Origin of the sequence: Sphingopyxis sp. (assembly GCF_035565275.1) — a bacterium.
Classification (GTDB): domain Bacteria; phylum Pseudomonadota; class Alphaproteobacteria; order Sphingomonadales; family Sphingomonadaceae; genus Sphingopyxis.
The window spans coordinates 1-8,407 of the sequence record NZ_DATMST010000128.1 but is presented as its reverse complement, the minus strand read 5'-3'; the positions used below and the strand labels follow the sequence as shown (position 1 = coordinate 8,407).

Sequence of the window (8,407 nt, the reverse complement as noted above, 5' to 3'; positions counted from 1 at the left end):
CTGCCGCAGCGGGCGCCCCGGTGCTGCAGTCGCCATTCCGGCAGACGATTCGCCCCGCGTCCGAATCGCCCGCATCCGTGACCGGGCCGGCCCGTACCCAGGCAGTGACAGCCGTTCCGGCGCAGACTGGTCCGGCTCCTGCCACCGCCGCTGCCGGATCGACCGGAACCGTCGTCGATACCGGCAAGGAGGAAGCCGTCGGCCCGGGTTTCTCGATTGCCGATATGGGCCATTCGACAGCTGCTGCCGCGACCCCGGTACCGACGCGCGCTCCCGCGTCGGCCGCCCCGCTCGCATCGCTTGCCGATATCGTTGGATCGATCGAGATTCCTGCAGAGGAACTGGCCCAGTCGGGCAATGCGGTCGGCGCCGACACGCTTGCAAAGCTGCTCGAGGACAAGCGCAAGGCCGAAGCCGCCGAGGCGGCGAAGCGCGAAAAGGACGAGGCGGCCGCCAAGCTCAAGGCCGAAGCCGACGCCAAGGCAAAAGCCGAGGCGGCCGAGAAAAAGGCAAATCCCGCACGGATATGGGTCCAGGTTGCGACCGGGGCCAATGCGCGCGCTCTCGCCACTGATTTCGGCAAGTTCGCAAAGAAGAATCCCGATCTGTTCAAGGGTAAATCGGGCGGAACCGCCGAATGGGGCAGCACCCGCCGGCTGCTCCTTGGTCCGTTCAAGGACCGCAAGGCGGCGCAGGACTGGCTCGCGGGCTACAAGAAGGCGGGGGGCGACGCCTTCCTCTTCAACAGTGAGGCGGGGCAAGCCGTCGATCCGATTTAGGGGCAGAATCCGATATTTGCACCTTCGAGGTTTGAAGCGATTTTGTTCAGGGCGAGGAAGCGAGGCGAAGGCATATGAGCATATTCCAAGGCTCGCTGACGCGGCCATGGACAAAATCGGTCAAATCCCTTCGAGGCGCAAATAGCGGATTCTGGCCCTCATGAGCGTCCGTGATTGCGCCAGCGATCCTGCGCATAGTCGCGGGCGGCGTCATGCCGAATCCGGGCGCGTCGTGCGCGGCCCGCGCGACGACTTCCAGCGCGACCGCGACCGCATCATCCATTCGATCGCCTTCCGCCGCCTGCGTCACAAGACGCAGGTGTTCGTCGCACCCGACGGCGACCATTATCGCGTCCGCCTGACGCACAGCATCGAGGTCGCGCAGATCGGGCGCGGCATCGCGCGCGCGCTCGGATTGAACGAGGATCTGACCGAAGCGCTGTGCCTCGCGCACGATATCGGCCACCCGCCGTTCGGTCATGCCGGCGAAGATGCGCTGAAGGCCGCGATGGCGGCGCATGGCGGCTTCGATCATAATGGGCATACGCTGCGGACGCTGGCGCGGCTCGAGTGCCCCTATCCGCGATTCGACGGTCTCAACCTGACGTGGGAAGCGCTTGAGGGACTCGCCAAACACAATGGTCCGGTGGAGAATCCGGGCTGGGCGCTCGCCGATATCGATGCCGATTTCGGGCTCGATCTTGGCAGCCATGCCAGTCTCGAGGCGCAGATTGCGGCGATCGCCGACGACATCGCTTACGACAATCATGACATCGACGATGGGCTGCGCGCTGGCTTGCTCGACCTCGACCAGTTGATGGAACAACCCTTTGTCGCGGCCAATTATCGCGCGGTCGAGGGCCGCTTTCCCGGCGCGCCGCGCGACCGGCTGCTGCGCGAACTGGTCCGCGACCAGATCGGCGTGATGGTCAATGACGTGATTGCCGCGACCGAGGCCAATGTCGCTACCGCAGGCGTTGCGAGCGTTGGCGAGGTCCGTGCCGCGGGCCGGACGCTTGGCGGTTTCTCGCCCGAACTCGCGGTGCAGGAGCGCGAGCTCAAGCGGTTCATGTACGCCAACCTCTATCATCACCCCGAACAGCTCGCCGCTGCCGAGGCCGCGAACAAGGTCGTCGGCGAGCTCTTTGCCGCTTATGCGCGCGATCCGCGGCTGATGGGTGCGGACTGGTCGGGACGCCTGCCGGGCGAAGAATGCGCGACAAACCGGCATATCGGTGATTATATCGCCGGGATGACCGACCGTTTCGCCATCGATCGCTACGCCGATATCTTTGGCCGTGATGCCGTGCCCGAAGCGCTGGCGCATGCCTGATGCGCTGATCGTCGGCGCGACCGGGCTGGTCGGACGCGCGGTGATCGAACGTTTCGGTTCGTCGTCCGTTACGGTGCTTGCGCGCCGCTCCGTCGAAGGCCTTGGCGCGCAACACAAGGAAGTGGTCGCGCCGCCCGGGCAGTGGCGCGACATCATCGCCGCCGAAAGGCCCGCGGTGCTGATCTCCTGCCTCGGCACGACGATCCGCCAGGCGGGGTCACAGGCGTCGTTCCGTGCGGTCGACCATGATCTCGTAATCGCCGCCGCACGCGGTGCGAGGGCGGGTGGCACGGCGCATATGATCGCGGTCAGTTCGGTCGGCGCCGCCGCGAAGAGCGGCAATTTCTACCTGCGCACCAAGGGCGAGGTCGAGGACGATCTCGTCGCGCTCGGCTTTGACCGGCTTGATCTGATCCGGCCGGGTCTGCTGCGCGGAAACCGGCCCGGAGCCCAGCGATTGGGCGAAGGACTCGCGACGATCGCCGCGCCGTTGGCCGACGCGCTGCTCCACGGCGCCTTCCGCCGCTATCGTTCGATTTCGGGCGCGACCGTGGCCGCCGCGATCGTCGCGCTCGCCGGCGAGGGCGGTTCGGGCGTGCATATCCACGAAAACGACGCGATCCGCGCGCTCGCCGATTGACTCCGCAAAAGGGCGGCGCCAAGGCTCGGGCGTCTGTCGGACCTCCCCAAGAGATTCGACCGGCCGCGCGGGAGAGCGTGGGGGCAGGGTAACCGGCGCCCCACCACCGAAGGAGCAACCGCCCCGGAAACTCTCAGGTCAGCAGGACCGCGCAGGCTGGAACGGACACTCTGGAAAGCGTTCCGGCTGTTTTCGCCGGAACCACCGAAGGGGTAACTCCATCAAGAGATGGAGGAAAACTCTCAGGTTCCCGTGACAGAGGGGGCATGGCGACCAGGCGGGGCGATGGGCCGCGCATACGCCATGCAACCGCGGGAGACTGGCATGACCGACACCGAATTTACAGGCGACGAAGCGGCGATCGAAACGGCGACCCTGCCGCTCGACGCCTGGCACCGTGCGAAGGGCGGCCGCATGGTCGAATTCGCCGGTTACTGGATGCCGATCCAGTATGAAGGCATCATGGCCGAGCATCTGTGGGTCCGCGAAAGCGCCGGCCTGTTCGACGTCAGCCACATGGGACAGCTCTCTCTCTCGGGCCCGAGCACCCAAGCCGTCGCCGAAGCGCTCGAAACGCTCGTTCCCGGCGATATCTCGGCGCTGAAGCCCGGGCGGATGCGCTATTCGCTGCTGCTCGATGAAGACGGCGGCATTCTCGACGATCTGATGATCACCAACGAGGGCGACCAGTATGGCGTCGTCGTCAACGGTGCCGTCAAATGGGAAGATATCGGCCATCTGCGCGAAAATCTGCCCGACGATATCACCCTTAATCATAATGAGGATTACGGCCTTCTCGCTTTGCAGGGGCCGAAGGCCGTCGAGGCGCTGGCGCGGCTGGTGCCCGAGGCGGCGACCCTTGTGTTCATGCAAGCGATCCGCGCAACCTGGGCCGGCCATGCAATTGCCCTCAGCCGGTCGGGCTACACCGGCGAGGACGGGTTCGAGGTTTCGCTGCCCAACGAAGCGCTCGCCGCCTTCGCCGACGCACTCTGCGCAATGGAAGAGGTGAAGCCGATCGGCCTCGGCGCGCGCGATTCGCTACGGCTCGAGGCGGGGCTGCCGCTCTACGGCCACGACCTTACCGCCGCGATCGATCCCGCCGAAGCCGACCTGGGTTTCGCAATCAGCAAGCGCCGCCGCGAGGAAGAGAATTTCCCGGGCGCCGCGCGCATCCTCGGCCATCTTGAAGACGGGCCTCCACGCAAACGCGTCGGCCTGCTCGTCGACGGAAAACTGCCGGTGCGCGAGGGCGCGAAGCTGTTCGACGGCGAGGACGAGATCGGTGTCGTGACCTCGGGCGGCTTCGCCCCGAGCGTCGGTGCGCCGATCGCGATGGGCTATGTTCCGCGCGACCACGCCGTCCCAGGCACCGCGATCGCGGCCGAAGTGCGCGGCAAGCGAGTGCGTTGCACCGTAGCAGCCATGCCCTTCGTTCCACATAATTATGTTCGTAAAACAGGAGGTTGAGAGATGCCGCGTTACTTTACCGAAGAGCATGAGTGGATCGACGTCGATGGTGACGTCGCGACGGTCGGCATCACCGACTTCGCGCAGGGTCAACTGGGCGACATCGTGTTCGTCGAGGTCCCCGACACCGGTGCCGAGCTCAGCAAGGGCGGCGACGCCGCGGTGGTGGAATCGGTGAAGGCGGCAAGTGACGTCTATGCCCCCGTCGACGGCACGGTGACCGAAGGCAACGGCCAGCTCGAGGAAGATCCTGCGCTCGTCAATTCGGACCCCGAAGGCGAGGGCTGGTTCTTTCGCATGACGCTGGGCGACAAGAGCCAGCTGGACGGGCTGATGGACGCGGCCGCGTATAAAGCCTTCTGCGACGCGCTTTGACCCGTTACGCGCGCCTTCCGCCAGAGCGCGCCGCACCATGAGTGCGACCGATCCCGGTCTGGCCGGCTGCCGCCTGATGGTGGCGACGCCGATCTATGAAGGCGCGCAGGGAACATATGTCCGCGCGATGCTGGAATTCGCCTTGCGGGCGCAGGCCTCGGGCGTGCCCGTCCGCTTCGAATTCATCCTCTACCAGCCGTCGATCACCCGCGCGCGGGACATGCTGACCGCGATGTTCCTCGCGAGCGATTATACGCATCTGCTGTTCGTCGACGCCGATATCGATTTTTCGGCCGACGATGTCTTTTCGCTGATCCGCGTCATGACGGCGCACCCCGAATGCGGCGTGGTCGGCGGCGCCTATGCGCGGCGGATGATCAACTGGCGCAATGTCGCACGCGCGGTCGAGATGGGGCTGGCGAAAGACAATCCCGCCGACCTCGCGCGCTTCGCGGGCGATTTCGCGCTGCATTTCCTGCATGCCGACCAAAGTTTCAAGATGACCGATCTTGTCGAATTGACGCGGCTCGGTACCGCCATGATGCTGATCCGTCGCGAGGTGCTCGAAGGCATGCGAACGGCCTTGCCCGATCTCGTCTTCCGCCCCGATCCCGCGGAGAGGCAGGCGCATGGCGTCGGCGAATTCGAGCCCGCCTTTTTCTGCCCGCTGATCGAGCCTGAAAGTCAGGCGTTGCTGTCGGACGACTACGCCTTTTGCCGGCGCGTTCGCGATGCGGGCTTTCGTATCTGGCTGGCGCCGTGGATCCGGACGACGCACGCGGGCCCAGCGATCTTTTCGGGCACGCTCGCCGACACGGCACAGCTTTTTTCCGCAAAACCAGAATCTTCTTCGGAGTAGTTCATGCGTTATCTTCCACTCACTCCCGACGACCGCACGGCGATGCTCGCCGCCATCGGGGCCTCCTCGATCGACGATCTGTTTGCCGACGTCCCCGTCGAAGCACGGCTCGAAGGTCCGATCGCCGATTTGCCGATGCATGCGAGCGAACTGGCGGTCGAGCGGCACATGAGTGCCCTCGCGCGCCGCAACCGTGCCGCGGGCGAGGGCCCCTTCTTCCTCGGCGCCGGCGCCTATCGCCACCATGTCCCGGCCAGCGTCGATCATCTGATCCAGCGCGGCGAGTTTCTGACCGCTTACACGCCGTACCAGCCCGAAATCGCGCAGGGTACGCTGCAGATGCTGTTCGAATTCCAGAGCCAGGTTGCCCGCCTGCTCGGCACCGACGTTGCCAATGCGTCGATGTACGACGGCTCGACCGCTTGCTGGGAAGCGATCGTGATGGCGCGGCGCATTACCAAGCGCGCGAAGGCGCTGATTTCGACGGGCCTCCATCCTCATTATCGCAGCGTCGCGCGCACGATGGCGAAGTATACCGGTGATGTGCTCGTCGATGGCGACCCGACGCTCGAGCCCGGCACCGACTGGGCCGCGCTTGCGGGCAGCATCGACAAGGAAACGAGCTGCGTCGTGGTTCAATATCCTGACATCCTCGGTCGCATCGACGACATGACGAAGCTTGCCGACGCCTGCCAAGCCGCGGGCGCGCTGCTGATCGCTGTGGTTACCGAGCCGGTCGCGCTCGGGCTGATCAAGTCGCCTGGCGAAATGGGCGCCGATATCGTGGTGGGCGAAGGGCAGTCGCTCGGCGTCGGCCTGCAATTCGGCGGACCTTATGTCGGCCTTTTCGCGTGCAAGACCAAATATGTCCGCCAGATGCCGGGACGGCTTTGCGGCGAGACGGTCGACGCGAACGGCAAGCGCGGTTTCGTGCTGACCCTCTCGACGCGCGAGCAGCATATCCGGCGCGAGAAAGCGACGAGCAATATCTGCACGAATTCCGGGCTTTGCGCGCTGGCCTTCAGCATTCACATGACCTTGCTGGGCGAAGCGGGTCTGCGACAGCTTGCTGCTATCAACCATGACCGCGCCAAAGCTGCTGCCGCTGAACTCGCGAAGGTCCCCGGCATAACTGTGCTGAACAGCAGCTTCTTCAACGAGTTTACCTTGCTGCTGCCGACCGCGGCGCGGCCGGTAATTCACCAGCTTGCCGGAATGGACATATTGGGCGGCGTCTCGCTCGGCCGCCTCTATCCCGACAATACGGGCCTCGAAAACGGCCTTGTCGTTGCTGTTACCGAAACCGTGACCGGGGCGGATATCTCCGCCTTTGCCGCTGCCCTGAAGGAGGTGCTGGCATGACCGCGCTCAACCCCGCCGGCTGGCGCCCCGAAATGAATGTTGCGGGCGGTGTCGACGACACGACGACCTTTACCGGCAACCGTGCGCTGATGCTCGAGGAGCCGCTGATTTTCGAGATCGGATCGACCGACACGACCGGCGTCGATTTCGACGAAGCCGCGCCGGCCGCCGATTTCGGTGCGCTCGCGCGCACCGCGCCGATCGGCCTGCCGGGCCTCAGCGAATCCGGGACCGTGCGGCATTATACGCGCCTGTCGCGGCAGAATTACGCGATCGATCTCGGCCTCTTCCCGCTCGGCAGCTGCACGATGAAGCATAACCCGCGGCTCAACGAAAAGGTCGCGCGGATGCCGGGCTTCGCTGACGTCCATCCGCTCCAGCCGCAGGAGACGGTGCAGGGCGCACTCGCGGTCATCAACGAACTCGCCATGTGGCTGATCAAGCTCACCGGTATGTATGGCGTCGCGATGTCGCCCAAGGCGGGCGCGCATGGCGAGCTTTGCGGCATCCTCTGCATCAAGGCGGCGCTTGAAGCGCGCGGGGAGGACCGGCGCGTCCTGCTTGTCCCCGAAAGCGCGCACGGCACCAATCCGGCGACCGCGGCTTTCGCAGGCTTCACGGTCGAGGACATCCCGGCGACCGCCGAAGGCCGCGTCGATCTCGCGGCGCTCAAGGCGCGCCTCGGACCTGATGTAGCGGGCGTGATGATCACCAACCCCAACACCTGCGGCTTGTTCGAGCGCGATATGAAGGCGATTTCGGACGCGGTGCACGCGGTGGGCGGCTACGTCTATTGTGACGGCGCCAATTTCAACGCGATTGTCGGCAAGGTGCGGCCCGGCGATCTCGGCATCGATGCGATGCACATCAACCTCCACAAGACCTTTTCGACCCCGCATGGCGGCGGCGGTCCGGGCTCGGGCCCGGTCGTGCTGTCGGAGGCATTGGCGCCCTATGGCCCGATCCCCTATGCCGCGCGTTACGCCGACGGGTCGTTCAAGCTGGTCGAAGAGGAAAGCGCGGGCGAGGAGCATCCGCAGACGTTCGGCCGCATGACCGCCTTTCACGGCCAGATGGGCATGTTCACCCGCGCGCTGACCTATATCCTCAGCCACGGTGCCGACGGGCTGAAGCAGGTTGCCGAGGATGCGGTGCTCAACGCCAACTACATCCTGCGCAGCCTCGACGATGTGCTCGATGCGCCGTTCGCGTCGTCGGGCCCGTGCATGCATGAGGCGCTGTTCAGCGACAAGGGGCTCGCCGAGGGCTTCTCGACGCTCGACATCGCCAAGGGACTGATCGACGAGGGTTATCATCCGATGACGGTCTATTTCCCGCTCGTCGTTCATGGCGCGATGCTCGTCGAGCCGACCGAGACCGAAAGCAAGGCGGTGCTGGACCAGTTCATCGGCGCGCTGCGCAGCATCGCGCTGCGGGCGAAGAACGGCGACCCGGCGCTCAAGACCGCCCCGCATTTCGCTCCGCGCGCGCGCCTCGACGAGACGGCGGCGGCACGCAAGCCGGTCCTCGCCTGGGAGGATTGATGGCCGAGCCAGCACCCGGCCCCGACCGCCCCGAAACGCGCCCCG

8 protein-coding genes and 2 riboswitches are annotated in these 8,407 nt (G+C 65.5%); all 8 genes read left to right on the top strand.

The window, feature by feature from the left end:
• The coding region (locus VN047_RS08520; RefSeq protein WP_325541717.1) for an SPOR domain-containing protein at positions 1 to 779 on the top strand (779 nt) is incomplete at its 5' end.
• Positions 780 to 939: 160 nt separating this feature from the next.
• Positions 940 to 2,112 carry a deoxyguanosinetriphosphate triphosphohydrolase gene (locus tag VN047_RS08515; protein ID WP_325541715.1) on the top strand — a complete coding sequence of 391 codons (1,173 nt, stop codon included), beginning with the start codon at positions 940 to 942 and terminating at the stop codon, positions 2,110 to 2,112.
• Positions 2,105 to 2,752 carry an NAD-dependent dehydratase gene (locus tag VN047_RS08510; RefSeq protein ID WP_325541713.1) on the top strand — a complete coding sequence of 216 codons (648 nt, stop codon included), beginning with the start codon at positions 2,105 to 2,107 and terminating at the stop codon, positions 2,750 to 2,752. The genes VN047_RS08515 and VN047_RS08510 overlap by 8 nt, the downstream gene beginning before the upstream one ends.
• Before the next feature lie 58 nt (positions 2,753 to 2,810).
• A riboswitch (glycine riboswitch) is annotated at positions 2,811 to 2,912 on the top strand.
• A riboswitch (glycine riboswitch) is annotated at positions 2,913 to 3,021 on the top strand. It abuts the riboswitch before it with no gap.
• Between the two features lie 55 nt (positions 3,022 to 3,076).
• Entirely contained in the window at positions 3,077 to 4,222 is a 1,146-nt protein-coding gene (gene gcvT, locus VN047_RS08505) for a glycine cleavage system aminomethyltransferase GcvT (protein WP_325541711.1), read from the top strand.
• Between the two features lie 3 nt (positions 4,223 to 4,225).
• Positions 4,226 to 4,597, top strand: coding sequence for a glycine cleavage system protein GcvH (gcvH, locus tag VN047_RS08500; protein WP_293642948.1), 372 nt, complete (start codon positions 4,226 to 4,228; stop codon positions 4,595 to 4,597).
• Positions 4,598 to 4,634: 37 nt separating this feature from the next.
• The gene (locus tag VN047_RS08495) at positions 4,635 to 5,456 is read left to right on the top strand and encodes a glycosyltransferase (RefSeq protein WP_325541707.1); all 822 of its coding nucleotides are present in this window, start codon (positions 4,635 to 4,637) and stop codon (positions 5,454 to 5,456) included.
• Between the two features lie 3 nt (positions 5,457 to 5,459).
• Complete coding sequence (gene gcvPA, locus VN047_RS08490) at positions 5,460 to 6,818, top strand: aminomethyl-transferring glycine dehydrogenase subunit GcvPA (protein WP_325541705.1); 1,359 nt, start codon at positions 5,460 to 5,462, stop codon at positions 6,816 to 6,818.
• Positions 6,815 to 8,362, top strand: a complete 1,548-nt coding sequence (gene gcvPB / locus VN047_RS08485) for an aminomethyl-transferring glycine dehydrogenase subunit GcvPB (protein WP_325541703.1) — start codon at positions 6,815 to 6,817, stop codon at positions 8,360 to 8,362. The genes gcvPA and gcvPB overlap by 4 nt, the downstream gene beginning before the upstream one ends.
• Positions 8,363 to 8,407 lie beyond the last annotated feature (45 nt).

What these genes read in the sequence shown, in the direction of transcription:
- VN047_RS08515 (WP_325541715.1), top strand. Translation starts at nt 940, where the DNA reads ATGAGCGTCCGTGATTGCGCCAGCGATCCTGCGCATAGTCGCGGGCGG.
- VN047_RS08510 (WP_325541713.1), top strand. Translation starts at nt 2,105, where the DNA reads ATGCCTGATGCGCTGATCGTCGGCGCGACCGGGCTGGTCGGACGCGCG.
- gcvT (WP_325541711.1), top strand. Translation starts at nt 3,077, where the DNA reads ATGACCGACACCGAATTTACAGGCGACGAAGCGGCGATCGAAACGGCG.
- gcvH (WP_293642948.1), top strand. Translation starts at nt 4,226, where the DNA reads ATGCCGCGTTACTTTACCGAAGAGCATGAGTGGATCGACGTCGATGGT.
- VN047_RS08495 (WP_325541707.1), top strand. Translation starts at nt 4,635, where the DNA reads ATGAGTGCGACCGATCCCGGTCTGGCCGGCTGCCGCCTGATGGTGGCG.
- gcvPA (WP_325541705.1), top strand. Translation starts at nt 5,460, where the DNA reads ATGCGTTATCTTCCACTCACTCCCGACGACCGCACGGCGATGCTCGCC.
- gcvPB (WP_325541703.1), top strand. Translation starts at nt 6,815, where the DNA reads ATGACCGCGCTCAACCCCGCCGGCTGGCGCCCCGAAATGAATGTTGCG.